The 18,448-nt window shown below is 71.6% G+C and carries 16 protein-coding genes; 10 read left to right on the top strand and 6 right to left on the bottom strand.

The window, feature by feature from the left end:
• Positions 1-45: 45 nt before the first annotated feature.
• Positions 46-1,422, top strand: a complete 1,377-nt coding sequence (locus ACIBVP_RS33755) for a PLP-dependent aminotransferase family protein (RefSeq protein WP_396110490.1) — start codon at positions 46-48, stop codon at positions 1,420-1,422.
• On the opposite strand, the gene ACIBVP_RS33750 is transcribed toward ACIBVP_RS33755, so the two are convergent.
• Positions 1,409-2,428 (bottom strand): MerR family transcriptional regulator, encoded by a 1,020-nt coding sequence (locus ACIBVP_RS33750; RefSeq protein ID WP_396110489.1) that lies wholly within the window; start codon positions 2,426-2,428, stop codon positions 1,409-1,411. The two genes, ACIBVP_RS33755 and ACIBVP_RS33750, sit on opposite strands and share 14 nt — an antisense overlap.
• A gap of 142 nt (positions 2,429-2,570) precedes the next feature.
• Here ACIBVP_RS33750 and ACIBVP_RS33745 point away from each other — a divergent pair, with 142 nt between their 5' ends.
• From ACIBVP_RS33745 to ACIBVP_RS33735, 3 genes are read left to right on the top strand one after another with little or no spacing between them, the layout of a single operon-like run.
• Entirely contained in the window at positions 2,571-4,085 is a 1,515-nt protein-coding gene (locus ACIBVP_RS33745) for an ATP-dependent DNA ligase (protein ID WP_396110660.1), read from the top strand.
• Positions 4,086-4,098: 13 nt separating this feature from the next.
• Entirely contained in the window at positions 4,099-5,571 is a 1,473-nt protein-coding gene (locus tag ACIBVP_RS33740; RefSeq protein WP_396110488.1) for a GuaB1 family IMP dehydrogenase-related protein, read from the top strand.
• 2 nt (positions 5,572-5,573) lie between these two features.
• Positions 5,574-6,032 (top strand): GNAT family N-acetyltransferase, encoded by a 459-nt coding sequence (locus ACIBVP_RS33735; protein ID WP_396110487.1) that lies wholly within the window; start codon positions 5,574-5,576, stop codon positions 6,030-6,032.
• Between the two features lie 6 nt (positions 6,033-6,038).
• On the opposite strand, the gene ACIBVP_RS33730 is transcribed toward ACIBVP_RS33735, so the two are convergent.
• Together ACIBVP_RS33730 and ACIBVP_RS33725 are read right to left on the bottom strand one after the other, a co-directional pair.
• Positions 6,039-6,719: a DUF998 domain-containing protein gene (locus ACIBVP_RS33730; RefSeq protein WP_396110486.1), complete on the bottom strand. Its 681-nt coding sequence runs from the start codon at positions 6,717-6,719 to the stop codon at positions 6,039-6,041.
• A gap of 74 nt (positions 6,720-6,793) precedes the next feature.
• Entirely contained in the window at positions 6,794-8,137 is a 1,344-nt protein-coding gene (locus tag ACIBVP_RS33725) for a PhoH family protein (RefSeq protein ID WP_396110485.1), read from the bottom strand.
• Between the two features lie 253 nt (positions 8,138-8,390).
• Between ACIBVP_RS33725 and ACIBVP_RS33720 the strand changes: the two genes are divergently transcribed.
• Positions 8,391-8,687, top strand: a complete 297-nt coding sequence (locus tag ACIBVP_RS33720) for a hypothetical protein (RefSeq protein WP_396110484.1) — start codon at positions 8,391-8,393, stop codon at positions 8,685-8,687.
• Positions 8,688-8,726: 39 nt separating this feature from the next.
• Positions 8,727-8,948 (top strand): hypothetical protein, encoded by a 222-nt coding sequence (locus tag ACIBVP_RS33715; protein ID WP_396110483.1) that lies wholly within the window; start codon positions 8,727-8,729, stop codon positions 8,946-8,948.
• Positions 8,949-8,983: 35 nt separating this feature from the next.
• Here the strand turns inward: ACIBVP_RS33715 and ACIBVP_RS33710 are convergent, their stop codons facing one another.
• Positions 8,984-9,775, bottom strand: coding sequence for an isoprenyl transferase (locus tag ACIBVP_RS33710; protein ID WP_396110481.1), 792 nt, complete (start codon positions 9,773-9,775; stop codon positions 8,984-8,986).
• Positions 9,776-9,823: 48 nt separating this feature from the next.
• Here ACIBVP_RS33710 and ACIBVP_RS33705 point away from each other — a divergent pair, with 48 nt between their 5' ends.
• Genes ACIBVP_RS33705 through ACIBVP_RS33695 form a run of 3 tightly spaced genes read left to right on the top strand, consistent with a single transcriptional unit; the run spans position 9,824 to position 11,561 of the window.
• Positions 9,824-10,261 carry a CoA-binding protein gene (locus ACIBVP_RS33705; RefSeq protein WP_396110480.1) on the top strand — a complete coding sequence of 146 codons (438 nt, stop codon included), beginning with the start codon at positions 9,824-9,826 and terminating at the stop codon, positions 10,259-10,261.
• 51 nt (positions 10,262-10,312) lie between these two features.
• Positions 10,313-10,990: a hemolysin III family protein gene (locus tag ACIBVP_RS33700; protein WP_396110479.1), complete on the top strand. Its 678-nt coding sequence runs from the start codon at positions 10,313-10,315 to the stop codon at positions 10,988-10,990.
• A gap of 40 nt (positions 10,991-11,030) precedes the next feature.
• Positions 11,031-11,561, top strand: a complete 531-nt coding sequence (locus tag ACIBVP_RS33695; RefSeq protein ID WP_396110478.1) for a pyridoxamine 5'-phosphate oxidase family protein — start codon at positions 11,031-11,033, stop codon at positions 11,559-11,561.
• Between the two features lie 104 nt (positions 11,562-11,665).
• On the opposite strand, the gene ACIBVP_RS33690 is transcribed toward ACIBVP_RS33695, so the two are convergent.
• Together ACIBVP_RS33690 and ACIBVP_RS33685 are read right to left on the bottom strand one after the other, a co-directional pair.
• Complete coding sequence (locus ACIBVP_RS33690) at positions 11,666-12,268, bottom strand: hypothetical protein (RefSeq protein WP_396110477.1); 603 nt, start codon at positions 12,266-12,268, stop codon at positions 11,666-11,668.
• Positions 12,269-12,429: 161 nt separating this feature from the next.
• Positions 12,430-14,436 (bottom strand): thioredoxin domain-containing protein, encoded by a 2,007-nt coding sequence (locus ACIBVP_RS33685; RefSeq protein WP_396110476.1) that lies wholly within the window; start codon positions 14,434-14,436, stop codon positions 12,430-12,432.
• Positions 14,437-14,564: 128 nt separating this feature from the next.
• Between ACIBVP_RS33685 and ACIBVP_RS33680 the strand changes: the two genes are divergently transcribed.
• The gene (locus ACIBVP_RS33680; protein ID WP_396110475.1) at positions 14,565-18,437 is read left to right on the top strand and encodes a Calx-beta domain-containing protein; all 3,873 of its coding nucleotides are present in this window, start codon (positions 14,565-14,567) and stop codon (positions 18,435-18,437) included.
• Positions 18,438-18,448 lie beyond the last annotated feature (11 nt).

Genomic DNA, 18,448 nt, shown 5'->3' with positions numbered 1-18,448 from the left:
CCACACTGTCGCCGAATCATTGGTACATACGTAAGCTCCACTTCGATGACTGCTAACTGGACCACTTTGCGGGAGCTGCTCCTGCCCGACGGCGCGTCCGGCCGGGGCCGCGCCGTCGAGTCCGCGCTGCGCGGGGCGATCCGCGACGGACAGCTCGCCCCGGGCGTGCGACTCCCGTCGAGCCGCGACCTGGCCGCCCAGCTCGGCGTCGCCCGTGGCACGGTGACCGCCGCGTACGGTCAGCTCACGGCCGAGGGCTACCTGACCGCGAAGCGCGGCTCGGGCACGACGGTCGCGTCCACGCTGGCCGCCCCGGCACCGGTCGCACCCCCGGCGCCGACGGCCCGGCAGTGGCGCTACGACCTGCGCCCCGGCCTGCCCGCGCTGAGCGAGTTCCCTCGCGCCGAGTGGGTCGCGGCCACCCGCGCCGCCCTGGCCGAACTACCGGACGAGGCCCTGGGCTACCCCGACCCGGCAGGCCTGCCGGAGCTCCGCACCGAACTGGCCGCCTACCTGGGCCGCGTCCGGGCGGTCACCGCGACGGCCGACGACGTGGCGATCACCCACGGCGGCGCGGAGGCCCTGTCCGTGCTCACGGCCGTACTGCGCGCGCAGGGGCACGACGCGATCGCCGTGGAGGACCCCGGCCACCCCGGACAGGCGGACCTGCTGCGTGAGCACGGCCTGCGTCCGGTCCCCGTTCCGGTGGACCGCGACGGACTGGTGGTGTCCGCGCTGCCGCCGAACGTGCGCGCGGTCGTGGTGACGGCGGCTCACCAGTTCCCGCTGGGCACGACTCTCCACCCGGCCCGCAGACACGCGTTGCTGGCGTGGGCCCGCGAGCACGACGGCGTGATCATCGAGGACGACTACGACGCCGAACACCGCTACGACCGTCCTGCCCTACGCGCGATGCAGGCGATGGACCCGGGCCATGTCGCCTACCTGGGCAGCGTGAGCAAGACCCTCGCACCCGCGCTGCGGCTGGGCTGGCTGGTGTTGCCCCCCGCGTTGCGTGCGAACATCGTGTCCCGCAAGCAATTGACTGATCTCGGTTGTTCTCCTCTCCCGCAGGCCGCGTTCGCCGGTCTGTTGCGCGGCGGTGGTTACGACCGTCACCTGCGCCGCACCCGCTCGGCCTACCGCCGTCGTCGTGACGCCTTGTTGACGGCGGTGGCCGAGCATGTGCCCGCGTGGCAACCGATCGGCGTCGCCGCCGGCCTTCATGTTGTTCTCAGGCTACCCGCGGGCACCGACGATTCCCTTGTCTCGCAACGATTGGATGACGCGGGCATCCACGCGCCCGCGCTGTCCGGATACACGCGGTTGGGCACGTACCCCGGACTGGTGATCGGCTACGCGGCCACGTCACCCGATCGATTACGGGAAGCAGTAAAGGAAATCGCGCTCACTGTGCGATGAGGTGCGCGACGACGCAGCTGATGTTGTCGGGTCCGCCCGCGTCGTTGGCGAGACCCACGAGCCGGTCGACGGCCTGCTGCGGCTCGTCCTCGGCGAGCACCCGCGCGATCGTCCCGAGGTCGAGCACGGTGTGCAGCCCGTCGGAGCAGAGCAGGTAACGGTCCCCGGCCCGCACGTCCCGCACCTGCACGCCAGGGCTCATGTCACCGGTCAGCGCCTTGAGGAGGATGGACCGCTGCGGGTGCGACGCGACCTCGTCCGGCAACAGCTTCCCCTCGTCCACCATGGACTGCACGACGGTGTCGTCATGGGTGATCTGGAACAGTTCGCCGCCACGCAGCAGGTAGGCGCGCGAGTCGCCGATGTGGACGAGCCCGAGCCGCGAGCCCGCCCAGATGAGCGCGGTGAGGGTGGTCCCGCTGTCGTCGAGGCCCTTGACGGCTTCGTTCGCGTTCCTGGCGGCGTCGTCCATGGCGTTGAGGAGGTCGCCGACCGCGACCTGCCGCACCGCGTCGACAGCGGCGCGAGAGGCACGGGTCCCGTGGTACCCGAAGCCGTCCGCGACGGCGAAGACCCGCTCCCCGGCGAACGCGAAGTCCTGGTTGGCGACCCTGACCAGGCCCCTGTCGGTGCGGACGGCGTACTTGACGGCAAGTGATGTGGACACAGCGGTGTTCCTTCCGGACAGGTACTCGACGAGGACGGCCGCGAGCTGCCGCCTGTTCTCGGTGTCGTCCTCGACCCGCCGCCAGTACCCGGCGACCGCCGCGGCCGCCTGGTCCGCGGGCATGCCGACGACGGCCCGGATCTCGGCGAGCGGCATCCCGATCCGCCGCAGCCAGGCGACGACCCGCGCGGTCTCCAGCTGGTCGGGCGAGTACCGCCGGTACCCGTTGACCGGGTCCACGACGACAGGACGCAACAGGCCCAGCTCGTCATAGAGCCGCAACGCCTTGGCGGACAGGCGGGACGCCCTGGCGAACTCGCCGATGGTGAGCAGCTCCACGACCCCTCCTCGTTCTGACAGCACCACCGTGGGCCTTGCCCCTTGGTCAAGGTCAACACCGAGTTGTCCACAGGTCACCCGGTTGTCCACAGGCAGCGCCGGTCTCCGGAAATTGTCGGTGGTGCGGTGCATCATGGCTGACGTGTTGCTCAACGACGTGGTCACCACCTCCTCGGCGGTGTCCGCGACCCGATCCCGGTTGGCCAAGGTCGACGCCCTGGCCGGCCTGCTGCGCCGTGCCGGTGACCAGGTCCGCGCGGTCGTCGCGTTCCTCGCGGGGACACCGCTGCAGGGCCGCATCGGCGCGGGCTGGCACACGTTGGTCAAACTGCGCGAGACCCCGGCCGACCAGCCCGGTCTCACGGTCGCCGAGGTCGACCGCGCCTTCGACGAGGTGGCGGCGACCAGCGGCAAGGGCTCGACCGCCCGTCGCAACGAGTTACTCGGCGGCCTGTTCGGCGCCGCCACCAAGGACGAGCAGAGCTTCCTCTTACGGCTGCTCACCGGTGAGCTCCGGCAGGGGGCGCTGGAGGGCGTCATGCTCGACGCCATCGCGAAGGCGGCCGAGGTCGACAAGGAGACGGTCCGGCGGGCGTTCATGCTCTCCGGCCAGTTACCCGACACCGCCGCGGCCGCTCTCACGGGCGGCACGGCGGCCCTGAACACGTTCGGGCTGCGGCTGGGCAGGCCGATCCGGCCGATGCTGGCCTCGCCCGCGGAGAACCTGGAGGCGGCCCTCGACGGCGGCGGCCGGTGCGTCGTCGAGTACAAGCTGGACGGTGCCCGCATCCAGGTGCACAAGAACGGTGACGAGGTCCACGTCTACACCCGCACCCTGCGGGAGATCACGGCCGCGGTACCGGAGTTGGTGGAGCTGGTGCGGAAGCTGCCCGCACGGCAGGTCGTGCTGGACGGGGAGACCCTGGCGCTCGCGGACGACGGCAGGCCGCGACCGTTCCAGGAGACCATGAGCCGGTTCGGGGCGACCAGTGAGCGGGAGCTGCTGCTGCACCCGTACTTCTTCGACTGCATGCACCTGGATGGCAGGGACCTGATCGACGCGCCGCTGCGGGAACGCAACACCGCGCTGCGCGAGACGGTTGGCGAGCTGGTGATCCCGGGTGCGCTGGAGCCGTCGCAGGAGGAGGCCGACCAGGTGCTCGCGGACGCGCTGCGGCACGGGCACGAGGGTGTGGTGGTCAAGTCGCTCGACTCGACCTACCAGGCGGGCAGGCGCGGCAAGTCGTGGCGGAAGGTGAAGCCGGTGCACACGCTCGACCTGGTCGTGCTGGCGGCGGAGTGGGGGCACGGGCGGCGTACCGGCACGCTGTCGAACCTGCACCTCGGCGCCCGCGACCCGGACGGTGGCCCGCCGGTCATGGTCGGGAAGACGTTCAAGGGCCTCACCGACGAGTTGCTGGCGTGGCAGACCAGCGAGTTCCCGAAGTACGAGGACCACAGGGACGACTGGACCGTGTACCTGAAGCCGCACCTGGTGGTGGAGATCGCGCTCGACGGGGTGCAGGTCAGCCCGCGGTACGCGGGCGGCGTCGCGCTGCGCTTCGCCCGCGTGGTCCGCTACCGCCCGGACAAGGAGCCACCGGAGGCCGACACGATCGACACCGTGCGCGCCATGCTGCGGAAGGGAGGCGCGTAAGTACCCTCGACACGTGCGCTTCTACTCGGACACACCACCGTTCGACCTGACCTACGACGACGTCTTCCTGATGCCGAACCGCTCCGCGGTGGCATCGCGGTTCGACGTGGACCTGGCGACCTCGGACGGCACCGGGGCCACCATCCCGGTGGTCGTCGCCAACATGACGGCCGTCGCGGGCAGGCGGATGGCGGAGACCATGGCCCGGCGCGGCGGGCTTGTCGTACTGCCGCAGGACGTGGACCCGGCGGCGGTCGGCGACATCGTGTCGTGGGTCAAGTCACGGCACCCCGTGTGGGACACGCCACTGGTGCTGACGCCGGGTGACGCGGTCGCGGACGCGCTGAACCTGCTGCCCAAGCGTGCTCACGGCGCGGTGGTCATCGTCGACGACGAGGGCCGCCCGGCGGGCGTCGTGGACGAGGCGGCCTGCGCGGGGGTGGACCGCTTCACACGGCTGGGCGACGTCGCGGACCCGGAGGTGCTGACGATGCCGATCAGCGCCACACCCCGGGAGGTGTTCGACCAGCTGCACGGCCGCACGGCGGGCATCGCGCTGGGCGTCGACGAGCAGGGCAGGCTGGCCGGTGTGCTGACCGGCGTCGGCGCGCTGCGGGCCGAGCTGTACCGCCCCGCGCTGGACGGGCGTGGTCGCCTGCGGGTGGCGGCTGCCGTCGGCGTGAACGGCGACGTGTCCGGCAAGGCGCAGGCGCTGCTGGACGGCGGGGTGGACACGCTGGTGGTCGACACCGCACACGGCCACCAGGAGAAGATGATCTCCGCGCTGAAGGCCGTCCGCGCGACGGTCGACGCGGCGGGCCGGAGCGTCCAGCAGCACGGGGACGGCGGCGTGGCGGTGGTGGCGGGCAACGTCGTCACCGCGGAGGGCGTGCGTGACCTGGTGGAAGCGGGCGCGGACGTGGTGAAGGTCGGCGTCGGCCCGGGTGCCATGTGCACGACGCGCATGATGACCGGCGTGGGCCGCCCGCAGTTCTCGGCGGTGCTGGAGTGCGCACAGGCGGCGCGCGAACTGGGCGCCCGCGTGTGGGCGGACGGCGGCGTGCGGCATCCCCGCGACGTGGCGCTCGCGCTGGCGGCGGGTGCGTCGAGCGTGATGGTCGGTTCGTGGTTCGCGGGCACGTACGAGTCACCGGGCGACCTGCTGCGCGACGAGCAGGGCAACCCGTACAAGGAGAGCTTCGGCATGGCGTCGAAGCGCGCGGTGACGGCCCGCACTCGTGGAGACAGCGCGTTCGACCGTGCCCGGAAGGCGTTGTTCGAGGAGGGCATCTCGACGTCGCGCATGAAGCTGAACCCGGCGGCCCCGAGCGTGGAGGACCTGCTGGACAGCATCTGCTCGGGCGTCCGCTCGGCCTGCACCTACACCGGCGCGACGACGCTGGAGGACTTCCACGCGAAGGCGGTCGTGGGCATCCAGTCGGCGTCGGGCTTCGCGGAGGGCGCCCCACTACCGCGCGGCTGGTAGCGGTGAACGTCCGTCGCCTGACCACAGAGGACGCACCGCTGCTGGTGGAGGCCACGAGCGCGGAAACCGGTCATGCGCTGTGGGATCGCACACCGGTCGGCCCGTACTCCTTGGCGGACGCGCGGACCGCGCTGGGCAAGTGGGAGAAGGACACGTCGTTCGGCGTCTTCGAGAACGGCAGGCTGGTCGCGGCGGTGGGCCTGATGCCGGACGCCCCGGGCAGCGCGGAGATGGCGTACTGGGTCCGCCCGGAGTCCCGTGGCCGGGGCCTGGCGGTGGCGGCACTGCGCCACCTGACCGACTGGGCCCACGTCAACGGGTACACCCACCTGTGGCTGGAGATCCGGCCGGACAACCAGGCGTCCCAACGTGTAGCCGAACGAGCCGGCTACACGTACACCCAACGCATCCCGAATCACTGCGAGGACCACGACTGCCTGATCTGGGAACACCACATCTGAGCGGGGTCAGGCGGCCAGCGCGTAGTCGAGCCGCGGTTGGGACACCACCCGGATCAGCTGCCCCAGCACCGCCAGTTCCGCCACGAACAACAGGCGTTGCAGCAGACCGCTCATCTCGCCCAACGCGTCCGGCATCGGCCCCAGGTGACACGTCAGGAAAAGAGCCAGCAGCACCGACGCGACCGTCGCGCCGACGTACAGCGCGCGGCGCCGCCCCATGCGCCGCGCCACGAGAACCGCCGTGATCGGGACGCAGAAGAACACGACACCCGCCGCGTACCGGTGGATCTGGGCGGACAGGGTCAGCGACACGTCACCCAGATCGGTCGGGAACACCGCCGCCAGCAACAGACCCGCCAGGGCGAGCCCAAGCGACAGCTTCGGCAGGAGCCCACGGAGCAAACCTCGTGCCGCCAGGCCCACAGTGGCGCCAACACCCGCGGCGCACATCGCCAGCAGGGCGGCCGGGAACATCCAGCCCGCGCCCGGCACGAACACGTAGTCCGACATCGTCGTGTTCATGGGGTTCATCCGGTCGTACGCGACCAGGTTGAGCCCGCCCATGAGCAACGCGGCGAGGACCAGGCCGACCACACCCAGGAACACGCCGATTGGCGCCGGCCGCGGCGTGGGGATCACCACGCCGCGGACCGGCAGCGAACGGGAGGTCAGAGCCAGGTTTGCCATGGCTCAACGGTCTCGTTCCGGCGACCGTCAAACCATCAGGGAAGCTCCCGAATCCGACCGGGGGTTACCCCTACCTAGGCCCCGTGATCCTCCAACATCTCCGTCACGAGCGCGGCGATCGGCGAGCGCTCGGACCTCGTCAGCGTGACGTGTGCGAACAGCGGATGACCCTTCAGCTTCTCGATCACCGCCGCGACGCCGTCGTACCTGCCGACCCTCAGGTTGTCGCGCTGCGCGACGTCGTGCGTGAGCACCACCCGGGAGCCGCTGCCCAGTCGCGAGAGCACGGTCAGCAGCACGTTGCGCTCCAGTGACTGGGCCTCGTCGACGATGACGAACGAGTCATGCAGCGAACGGCCGCGGATGTGGGTCAGCGGCAGCACCTCGAGCATCCCGCGATCCAGCACCTCGTCGATCACGGGCTGGCTGACCAACGCACCGAGCGTGTCGTACACGGCCTGCGCCCACGGCGCCATCTTCTCGCTCTCGGAACCCGGCAGGTACCCGAGGTCCTGGCCGCCGACCGCGTACACCGGGCGGAACACCACGACCTTGCGATGGAGGTTGCGCTCCATCACCGCTTCGAGGCCCGCGCAGAGCGCGAGCGCCGACTTGCCGGTACCGGCCCGGCCGCCGAGCGAGATGATGCCGACCTCCGGATCGAGCAGCAGATCCAGCGCGACCCGCTGCTCGGCGGAACGTCCGTGCAGGCCGAACGCCTCACGGTCGCCCCGCACGAGCTGCACCTGCTTGTCCTTCGTGACGCGGCCGAGTGCGCTCTGCGAACCCGACAGCAGCCGCAGACCCGTGTTCGTCGGGAAGTCGGCCGGGCTCGTCCCGCCGAACTCGGCCAGCTCGGCGACGCCGTCGCGGTAGAGACCGTCGAGCGTCTCGGCCGCGACCTCGAGGTCCACCATTCCGGTCCAGCCGGACGGGGTGACCTCGTGTGCGCGGTACTCGTCGACATCGAGCCCCACCGACGCCGCCTTGATCCGCAGCGGCATGTCCTTGGTGATGAGTGCCACACCTGGTGTGTGTGCGGCCATGTTCAGGGCGCACGCCAAGATCCGGGCGTCGTTCGTGTCGGTGCGGAACCCGGACGGGAGGACCGTCGGGTCGGAGTGGTTCAGCTCGACGTGCAGCGTGCCGCCTGCCGTGCCCACCGGGACGGGCGCGTCGAGCCGCCCGTGGCGTTTCCGCAGGTCATCCAGTATCCGCAGGGCCTCTCTGGCGAACCAGCCAAGCTCCGGGTGATGACGTTTGCCCTCCAACTCGTTGATGACCACCAGCGGCAGCACGACCGCGTGCTCGTCGAAACGGGACATCGCCCAGGGGTCCGACAGCAGGACAGAGGTGTCCAGGACGTACGTCCGGCGCTGGTCGTCAGGGTCAGGGGAAGAGGAATGCGAAGCAGTCACGGCAACTCCTCGGCGAACGCGCACCGACGTCCGCGTGTTCCTCGAAGGGCCGGGCACCTCCCTGACCAGGCGATACGTCTGCGCCGAAGCGTCAGCCGCACCGCCCACGAGGGCCGGGTGCCGGCCCCCTCGCGATCGTTGCCGTCACGACCAGGGCCTCCCGGGACGGACCGCGTGGGCACGACCCGTCACTTTGGACGCTACCCGTGGATCGGCCTCTCGGACAGGCAGCCACGCAGGTGATTTTCGTTTCGTGACCGAGACACGAGATCCACGCGAATGCCGCTTGCGCACGCCGACCCGACTACCCGGCGTGATCAACATCCTCGTTCGGATCATCAGCCACCTGAGCGACCTCGACCCGCTCACAAGCCATCTACCAGGCACGAGCTACGCGCAGGTGATCACGGAGCGACCTCGAAGCGATCCGCCGACAACCAGAAATGGTGAATATTTCGGCATTTGTAACACGACCGAGTGTTCAGCGACGCGGACCGTGGAAAACACCGATGACTTCGTGCCGGCGGAGTGCACGGAACGGACCCCGTGAAGTTTCCCGAAACCCCCCAATGTCGAAGGAGATGGAAACGTGCGGAAGAAGGTTGGCGTTGTCGCCGCAGCCGCTGTCGGCCGCTCGATGATCGCTCCGGCGTTCGCCAGCGCGGCCCCGGTGGCACAGCGTGACGTGAGCCACCTGCCCGGCCTGGTGGAGGAGGGCTCGTACCCGACGTTCGGGGACGCCTACAACACCTTCGTCATCGGCGGTGGCGCTGATCGCGCACTCGTTCGCGGACTGATTTCGCGACAATGACTGGGGCCCGCCGAAAAGCGGGCCCCAGTGTCGTGTTATGAGCCGAACCGACGGTGCCGAATGGCGTAGTCACGCAACGCGCGGAGGAAGTCCGTGCGGCGGAAGTCGGGCCAGTACGCCTCACAGAACCAGAACTCCGAGTGCGCCGACTGCCACAACAGGAAGCCGGAGAGCCGCTGTTCCCCGGACGTCCTGATCACGAGGTCGGGGTCCGGCTGCCCGGACGTGTACAGGTGCTCCGCGATGTGGTCGACGTCGAGGACCTCGACCAGCTCCTCGATCGTCTTCCCGGCCTCGGCCTGGCTCTGGAGCAGCTTGCGCACGGCATCGGCGATCTCACGACGTCCGCCGTAGCCGACCGCGATGTTCACCTCCATGCCGGTGCGCCCCTCGGTGCGCCGCGCGGCGGCCGACAGCCGGGCCGCGGTCTCGTCCGGCAGCACGTCCAGCGCGCCGATGACCCGCAGCCGCCACGGCTGGTCCGGCTCGGCCAGCTCGTCGACGACACCCTCGATGACCTGCAACAACGGCTTCAGCTCGGCCTCGGGCCGCATGACGTTGTCGGTGGACAGCAGCCAGAGGGTGACCAGCTCCACGTCGGCTTCGCGACACCAGCTGAGCAGGTCGGCGATGCGCTTCGCACCGGCGATGTGACCGTGCTTGACGTCGGTGAACCCGGCCTCACGTGCCCATCGTCTGTTGCCGTCGAGCACGACCCCGACATGGCGGGGATGGCGGCCCGCGGCCTGCTGGATGAGCCGCTTGTCGTAGACGCCGTAAACGAGCTTCGCGGCTTTTTTGCGGAATCTCCGCCAGGCTGGTGTCACGTCCCTGCAGGGTACGCCGGTCCCATGACGGTGGAGCACACTGGAAGCATGCGGCGAACGGAGATCGACCAACGCTGGCAGGACATCGCGGTGATCGAGCGGCTGGTGCACGAGTCACGCACCGTGGCGATCGTGGGGCTCAGCGCCGACGCGTCGCGACCCAGCTTCGGCATCGCGAGGTACCTGGTGCACGCGGGGCTGACGGTGTTCCCCGTGAACCCGGCGCTGACGTCCTGGCAGGGCCTGACCGCGTACTCCTCGCTCGCCGAGGTGCCGGAGCACATCGACATCGTGGACGTGTTCCGCCGTCCCGAGCACGTGCCGGCGATCGCGCGGGAGGCGGTCGAGGTGGGGGCCGGGGCGCTGTGGCTGCAACTCGGCGTGATCTCCCCGGAGGGCGCCAGGATCGCCGCCGAAGGAGGCCTGGACGTGGTCATGGACCGCTGTCTCGCGGTCGAACACCGCGAGGTCGTCGGCTGGTCGTGACCCGATTCACAGCGTTTCGAAGCTCAACCTACGGTCCCGTAACCTGATGACGTGCCCGCTGCGACGCTGAACCAACCCCCCGCCCAGCACACCAAGCCGCGCATGCGCGGCGTGATCCACTACTGGTCCTTCTGGGTTTCCCTGGTCCTCGGCGCCACCCTGATCTCGGTGTCCGCGTCCACGGTGTCGGCGACCGCGGCCGTGGCGACGTCGGTGTACGGCGCGACGGTGCTCGGCCTGTTCGGCGTGAGCGCGCTCTACCACCGGCGCTGGTGGGTGAGCCTGCGCGTGCGGGCGTGGATGAAGCGGCTCGACCACTCGATGATCTTCCTGTTCATCGCGGGCACCTACACGCCGTTCTCCCTGCTGGCACTGCCGCAACCGACGGGATACGTGGTGCTGTCGGTCGTGTGGGGCGGCGCGCTGCTGGGGGTCGCGCTGAAGCTGCTCTGGCCGCACGCGCCGAGGTGGCTGGGCACGCCGATCTACATCGCACTGGGCTGGGTAGCGGTGTTCGTGCTGCCGGAGCTGCTGGCGCACGCCGGGGTCGCGGCCTTCGTGCTCCTGCTGGTCGGCGGCGCGTTCTACACGTTGGGCGCGGTCTTCTACGCCACCCGCTGGCCCAACCCGTGGCCCACGATCTTCGGCCACCACGAGTTCTTCCACGCGGCCACGGTCCTGGCCGCGGCCTCGCACTACATCGCGATCTGGCTCGCCATCTACTCGTAGCGGGGTGTCGATCCCGGGCTGGGTGGTTCGACGCACAGGCATGACTGACACCAGGACCGAGCCGATCTCGACCACCAACCTCGACCAGTACGGGTCTGCTGAGCTGCCATGGAGCCGCGCCCGCGACGTTCTTGCCACCGACTCAGCCAGCGCCGATCTGACGTTCTTCATCGGGACGGTGCGGCCTGACGGGCGACCGCACTCGGCGGGGGTCGGGGCGATCTGGGTGGCTGACGCCCTGTACTTCGTGAGTGGGCCGGGTACGCGCAGGGCCCGCAACCTGGCCGGCAACCCCGCCTGCACGGTCTCGGTACGCCTGCGTGGCGTCGACCTCGTGCTGGAGGGTGAGGCTCACCGGGTCACCAATTCCGGCACGCTCGAGCAGGTCGCCGCCGCCTACCGCACCGCGGGCTGGCCCGCTTCCGTCGAGGGCGACGGCCTCACGGCCCCCTTCACCGCGCCGAGCGCTGGGCCGCCGCCGTGGCACCTGTACCGGCTCACCCCGCACACCGCGTTCGGGGTGGCCACCGCTGAACCGCACGGGGCCACTCGGTGGGACTTCGTTCACTGAGCACCGTTCGTGATGGCCGGGCCGCGGCCGCCCGGTGAGTGTCACTCACCACCGGGCGGACCGCGTTCAGCCTGGTGATCCTGGTCGTGCTGACCGGGTTCGGGCTACAGCTCCGGGCCCTTCGCGCGTAGGTCGTCGACCTTGGACATCGCGTTCCGCAGCTCGGTCAGCCACTCGTCGGCGTGCTCGCCGACGAGCCGGACCGCCCACGCGAGCGCCTCCGACCGCGACCGGGCGACGCCCGCGTCGACCAGCGTGTCGAGGACGAGCCGCTCGTCCTGCCGCAGCCGGGTCATCACCGGCACGGACAGGGTGGTGAACAGCTCTTCGGTGCTGCCGAGCTTCGCGCCCCACGCGACCTTGCGGCCGTAGCGGTGCTCGGCCTGGCGCGCGATCTCGATGCGTTCCTCGCGGGTGTCCTCGCGGAACCGGCTGATCCGGCCGGACTCGGCGGCCGCGCGGGCCGCGTCGTCGGCGAACTCGCCGTCCAGCGACGGCAGCGTGCCGACCACCGTGATCTCCTCGCGGTCGACGACCACGACCGGCGACTCGGTGAACCACGCGTCCGGCAGCCTGCCCGCGAACCACGCCGAGGCGTCCTCCGCCGACGGCAGGTCCGCCTGCTGCCAGCCGCCTCGGCCACGGCCCCGGCCGCCGGGACCACCCCAGCCGCGTCCCGGACCCCAACGGTGTCCTCTCGGTCCCATGTCGCACCTCCTGCTTACATGATTACACCGCTACCGACCTTACGGAAGTGCGACTGAGAGCGGGCACAGGTTCGCTCCGGGCAGACGAGGTGCACGAAACCGACAACTCGGTGTGCGCGAGCGCGCGACTCGCGGTGTTTGAGAGCGCGACTCGCGGGGTTTTACGTCAGGGAGTGGGTTAGGTCGGCTGCTGCTGTTACTGGGCGGTCGCAGACGTAGCCGTGGCAGACGTAGGCCGCGGGTTGGTTGTCCACCAGGGGGCGGTCGGTCAGCAGGGGGGTCGCGTCGGGTTCGCCTGCCTGGACGACCGCGCCGCCCGGGGCGTGGTGCAGGGCGGTTTCCAGGAGGGCTGCTCGGGCGGCGTCGTTCGCCGGACCCACGATGGCTATCTGCAGCGGGCCTTGTGCCAGTGCTTCCGCCACCGAGAGCCAGTGGCCCGCGAAACGTGGGGCGCGGGCCGCCAGCTGGCCCGCTCGCGCGACCGCGTCCTCCGCCGCCGCGCGGTACCGCGTCGCGTCCTCGGGCCCCACCAGCGAGGACGCCGTCAGGAGTGCGCCCGCCAGTGCCGACGCGCCCGACGGGCTCGCGTTGTCGCTGGGGTCGGCCGGGCGCCACACCAGCGCGTCCGCGTCGTCGGCGGTGTCGTGGTAGGCGCCGGGGGCCTCCGGGTCGGCGAAGTGTGCCAGCGCGGTGTCCAGCAGCGACACCGCCGACGTCAGCCAGCGCCGCTCGGCTGTCACCTGGTGCAGGGTCAGGAGCGCCTCGGCCAGGCAGCCGTAGTCCTCGAGGACGCCCGCCGCCGCGCCCACGACGCCGTCCCGGGAGGCGCGGCGCAGCCTGCCGTCCACGACGTGCGTGGACGTCACGAACTCGGCCGCCGCCACGGCCGCCGCCAGCCAGCGGGGTACGTCGAACGCGGCACCGGCCGCCGCCAGGGCGCCGATGGCCAGGCCGTTCCACGCGGTGACCACCTTGTCGTCGCGGGCGGGCTGCGGGCGGGCCGTGCGGGCCGCCAGGAGTTTGCGGCACACCTCGTGGAACCGCTCGTCCTCGTCCGGCTCGGACAGCAGCCGCAGGGTCGACGTGCCGTGCTCGAACGTGCCTTCCTCCGTCACGCCGAACAGGTCCGCCGCCCACGCGCCGTCCTCCACGCCCAGCACCTCGGTGAGCTGCGCGGGTGTCCACGCGTACGTCAGGCCCTCGACGCCGTCGGTGTCGGCGTCCAGCGACGCGGCGAACCCGCCCTGGGCGGTGCGCAGGCGGTGCAGCAGGAAGTCCGCGGTCTGTTGTGCGACGACCCGGTACCGTGTCGTGCCCGTCCGCAGCGCGAGCCTGGTGTACAGGCGCAGCAGCAAACCGTTGTCGTACAACATCTTCTCGAAGTGGGGCACCACCCAGCCCGCGTCCACGCTGTAGCGGGCGAAGCCGCCGTCGAGCTGGTCGTAGATGCCGCCCGCGGCCATGGCCCGCGCCGTGCCCTCCACAATGGACAGCGCCTCGACCGAGCCGGTGCGTTCGTGGTGGCGCAGCAGGAACTCCAGCACCATCGACGGCGGGAACTTCGGCGACGTGCCGAAGCCGCCGTTGCGGCGGTCGTACTCGGCCAGCATCGACGCGGCCGACGACGCGAGCACCTCGTCGTCCACTGTGGACGCAGGCAGTGCGGCGGTCTGCCTGCGCAGCTCCGCGACGATCCGGCCGCCCGCGTCACGCACCTCGGCGTCACGGGTCTGCCACGCCTCGTCCACCGCGACCAGCAGCTGCCGGAACGACGGCATGCCGGGCCGCGGCGATGGCGGGAAGTAGGTGCCGCAGTGGAACGGCTCACCGGACGGGGTGAGGAAGCACGTCATGGGCCAGCCGCCCTGGCCGGTCATGGCCTGCGTCGCGGTCATGTAGACCGCGTCGACGTCCGGGCGCTCCTCGCGGTCGACCTTGATGTTGACGAACTTCGCGTTCATGACCGCGGCCGTCTCCGCGTCCTCGAACGACTCGTGGGCCATCACGTGACACCAGTGGCAGGCCGCGTACCCGACCGACAGCAGGATCGGCACGTCCCGGCGACGCGCCTCCTCGAACGCCTCCGGTGACCAGGGCCACCAGTCGACCGGGTTGTCCGCGTGTTGCAGCAGGTACGGGCTCGTCGCGTGCGCCAGCCGGTTCGCCATGCCACCAGCCTGTCAGACGAACGCCCGTGCTGCCGGGGTCGCCCCATCGGGCACCGATTGCTGCCTTCGGAGCAGCGGCCGTACCGCCGTCTTGCCCCGGTTTCCCTCGCGGACGGAGTCTCGGGGACATGCGCAGACGCAGCCTGGTCCTCACCGCCGCGATCGTGCTCACCACGGCCGGCGTCACCGTGCCGTTCCGGCAGGCCGCCGCCACCGCCGGGGTCGACCCCGCCGCGGTGGAGCTGACGCTCGCCGCCGGTGCGAGCGCGACGTTCGCCGCGCACCTCACCACGCCGGCGGTACCGCCTGCGCCGGACATCGTGTTCCTCGCCGACACCACCGGCAGCATGGACCCCGCGCTCGCGAACGTGCGCAACAACCTGCCGTCGATCATGGCGGAAGTCCGTGCGGCGCAACCGAACGCACGGTTCGGCGTGGCCGAGTACAAGGAGCAGGCCGACGGGCCACGCGTGTTCCGGGTGAACACGCCCGTCACCGACGAGGACGCCGCGGTCCTCAACGGCGCGCAGGAGTGGCTGTACAACGTGGGCGGTGGCGGGCAGCCGCAGACCGACTTCGTCAACGCGCACTTCCAGCTCGCGACCGGCGCGGTCGCGTACCGACCCTCGGGCAGCAGGGTGATCGCGTGGTTCGGCGACGCCCGGTCCAACGACCCGAGCGTCGGACACACGCTCGCCGACACGGTGAACGCGTTGCGCGCCAACGGGATCCGGGTCGTCGCGGTGCCCGTGACCGGCACGCCTGCCCCCGGCCTGGACGAACGCGGGCAGGCCACGACGATCACGAACAGCACCGGCGGAGTGCTCATGCCCGGCCAGGGCGCCGGCGACGTGGCGTCCGCGATTCTCGCCGGGATCCAGGCGCTCGCGGTGCCGGTGCGGCCGGTGCCCGCGTGCGACCCGCGGCTCACCCTCGCACCCGACCCCGCAACCCGCACCGTGCGCGGCGGCGCCACCGCCGACTTCACCGAGACGGTCACGGTCCGCCCCGACGCGGGGCCGGGCACCTACCACTGCACCGTGGACTTCCAGGTCAACGGCCTGTCCGCGGGGTACACCCAGACCGTCACGGTGCACGTGCCCGGCACCGACCCGCGCCTGCGGATCAGCGACGTCACGGTCGACGAGGGCGACTCGGGCACCACGCCCGCGACCGTCACCGTGAGCCTGGACCGGGCGAGCACGGAGACGGTGACCGTGGCGTGGGCGACCGCGGCGGGCACCGCGACGGGTGAGGACTTCGCCGAGGGCGGCGGCACCGTAACGTTCGCGCCCGGCGAGACGAGCCGGCAGCTCACCGTCGACGTCACCGGTGACCTGCTCGACGAACCCGACGAGACGTTCACCGTGCGCCTGTCGACACCGGCCGGCGCCGTGCTCGACGACGCCGAGGGCACGGTGACCGTCCGCGACGACGACGAACCCGGCGCCCCGCCGCTGCTGCGGATCAGCGACCTCGCGGTCCCCGAAGCCGACGCGGACACGACGGGCTCGCTGACCGTGAGCCTCGACCGACACGGCACGGAACCCGTCACCGTCGACTGGGCGACCGTTCCGGGCACGGCAGGACCCGAGGACTTCGCCGAGGCCGGTGGCACCGTCACGTTCACCCCGGGGCAGACCGCGCGGCCGCTGCCGGTGACGGTGCGCGGCGACGACCTCGCCGAGGCGGCGGAGACGTTCGCCGTGCGGCTGTCGACGCCGACCGGTGCCGTGATCGACGACGCCGACGGCGCGGTCACGATCCTCGACGACGACGGCGGCCCGCCCGGCAAGTCGCCGAGGCTGCGGATCGGGGACGCGGCCGGACCGGAAGGCAACACCGGGACCACCCCGGCCACGCTCACCGTCACGCTGGACCGGCCGAGCACAAGCCCCGTGACCGTGCGGTGGGCGACCGAACCCGGTTCGGCGGACACCGAGGACTTCAGCGCGGCGAGCGGCGAGGTGGCGTTCGCGGCCGGCGAGGTGAGCGCGGCGGTGAGCGTCCAGGTGCACGGCGACGGCGCGACCGAGGCGACCGAGGCGTTCGGCGTGCGGCTGTCGAGCCCGTCCGGTGCGGTGATCGACGACGCGGACGGCACGGTCACGATCGTCGACGACGACGCGACCGAGCCGGGCCTGGTGCCCGAGCTGCGGATCGGGGACGTGTCCGTGCCCGAGGGCGGCAGCGGCGGCACGCCGGCGACGGTGACCGTCGTGCTCGACCGGACCGTCGACGAGCCGGTGACCGTGCGCTGGGCCACCGAGGACGGCACCGCGGCCGCGCCCGGCGACTACACCGCGGGCGGCGACGTGCTCACGTTCGCGCCGGGCGAGACCAGCGAGCAGATCACCGTGCCCGTCGCGGGCGACCGTACGCCGGAACCGGACGAGACGTTCGCGGTGCGGTTGAGCGATGCCACGAACGCGACGATCGCCGACGGGTCCGCCGCGGTCACGATCGTCGCCGACGACGAAGCCGGGCAGGTGGCGGTGAGCGTCGACGACGTGACCGTGGCGGAGGACGCCGGGCAGGCCGAGGTGGCCGTGCGGTTGTCGGCGGCGAGCACGGAACCGGTGTCCGTGCGGGTGACGACCGTCGACGGCGGCGCGACCGCGCCCGCCGACTACACGGCCGTCGACGCGCGCGTGGAGTTCGCGCCGGGCGACACCGTGCGGACCGTGCCGGTGCCGGTGGCCGCGGACGCGGTCGAGGAGGGTGACGAGACGTTCACCGTCCAGGTGTCCGAGGCGGACGGTGCGGCGATCGCGGACCCGTCGGCGGTGGTGACGGTGCTCGACGGCGGCGCCGGTGACGAGCCGGTGGTGAGCGTCGACGACGCGTCGGTCGCGGAGAACGGCGGCAGCGCGGTGTTCCGGGTGCGGCTGACCAGGACGGCACCCGTGACCGTCCGGTGGGCGACGGCGGCGGGCACCGCCACGGCGGCGGACTTCACCGGCGGCACGGGCGAGGTGACGTTCGCGCCGGGCGCGGTGGTCGCCGACGTCGAGGTCCCGGTGACGGACGACGCGGCCGTCGAGGGCGACGAGTCGTTCACGCTGACACTGTCCGAGCCCGTCGGGGCGACGCTCGGTGACGCGGACGCCGTCGGGGTGATCCTCGATGACGACGACACCGTGGTGCGACCGGTGCTCGGCGTGACCGACACGTCCGTGGCCGAGGACGCGGGTCCGGCGGTGTTCGAGGTGCGGCTGTCGGAGGCGGCGACCACCCCGGTCTCGGTCGCGTGGGCCACCGGAGACGGCACCGCGGTCGCGCCCGGCGACTACGCGGGCGGCGCGGGCCGGGTCGAGTTCGCCCCCGGCCAGGTCAGCGCGCGGGTGTCGGTGGCGGTCGTCGACGACGGCGCGGTCGAGCCGGACGAGACGTTCACGCTGACGCTGTCCGCCCCGGACGGCGCGACGATCGGCGACGGCACCGCGGTCGGCACGGTCGTCGACGACGACACCGTGGCCGGTGTCTTCACCTGCACGGCGACCGCGGCGAAGGTGCTCGGCGCGGGTGTCGCGGTCGCCGGGGGCGATCCGTGCGTGACGGACGCGGAATCGGTGGCCAGGACCCGGTTGGGCCTCGGGTTGCTGACGGTCGAGGCCAACGGCCTGACCGCGTCGACAGAGGCGACCCCGGCCGGTGCGTCCGCCGGACTGCTGACCACGCGGATCCGCATGCTCGGGCTGGTGATCGAGGTCGGGGCCGTCACCTCGACGGCCACCGCGACCTGCGTCGCCGGGCCCGCCGGGCCGGTGCCGGTGTTCGCAGGCAGCTCGCGGATCGCGGCGCTGAGGATCAACGGGGTGACGGTGCCGATCGGGTCGGGGCCGGTGACGCTGCCGCTGCTGGTGGGCTCGCTGTCGCTGAACGGCACGGTCGAGACGGCGCACGGGCTCACGCAGCGGGCGTTCGAGCTGCGGACCCCGCTCGGCGACGTGGTGATCGGCGAGTCGTCGGTCGACGCGACCGGTAACCCCTGCCGATAGTCGGGGGTGAT

Source organism: Actinophytocola sp. NPDC049390 (assembly GCF_044466355.1).
Classification (GTDB): Bacteria; Actinomycetota; Actinomycetes; order Mycobacteriales; family Pseudonocardiaceae; genus Actinophytocola.
This window is presented reverse-complemented; position numbering and strand designations above follow the sequence as displayed.

Bases quoted from the DNA above. Each gene is read 5' to 3' on its own strand.
- ACIBVP_RS33755 (WP_396110490.1), top strand. From the start codon at position 46: ATGACTGCTAACTGGACCACTTTGCGGGAGCTGCTCCTGCCCGACGGC.
- ACIBVP_RS33730 (WP_396110486.1), bottom strand. From the start codon at position 6,719: ATGGCAAACCTGGCTCTGACCTCCCGTTCGCTGCCGGTCCGCGGCGTG.
- ACIBVP_RS33705 (WP_396110480.1), top strand. From the start codon at position 9,824: ATGCGGCGAACGGAGATCGACCAACGCTGGCAGGACATCGCGGTGATC.
- ACIBVP_RS33695 (WP_396110478.1), top strand. From the start codon at position 11,031: ATGACTGACACCAGGACCGAGCCGATCTCGACCACCAACCTCGACCAG.
- ACIBVP_RS33690 (WP_396110477.1), bottom strand. From the start codon at position 12,268: ATGGGACCGAGAGGACACCGTTGGGGTCCGGGACGCGGCTGGGGTGGT.
- ACIBVP_RS33685 (WP_396110476.1), bottom strand. From the start codon at position 14,436: ATGGCGAACCGGCTGGCGCACGCGACGAGCCCGTACCTGCTGCAACAC.
- ACIBVP_RS33680 (WP_396110475.1), top strand. From the start codon at position 14,565: ATGCGCAGACGCAGCCTGGTCCTCACCGCCGCGATCGTGCTCACCACG.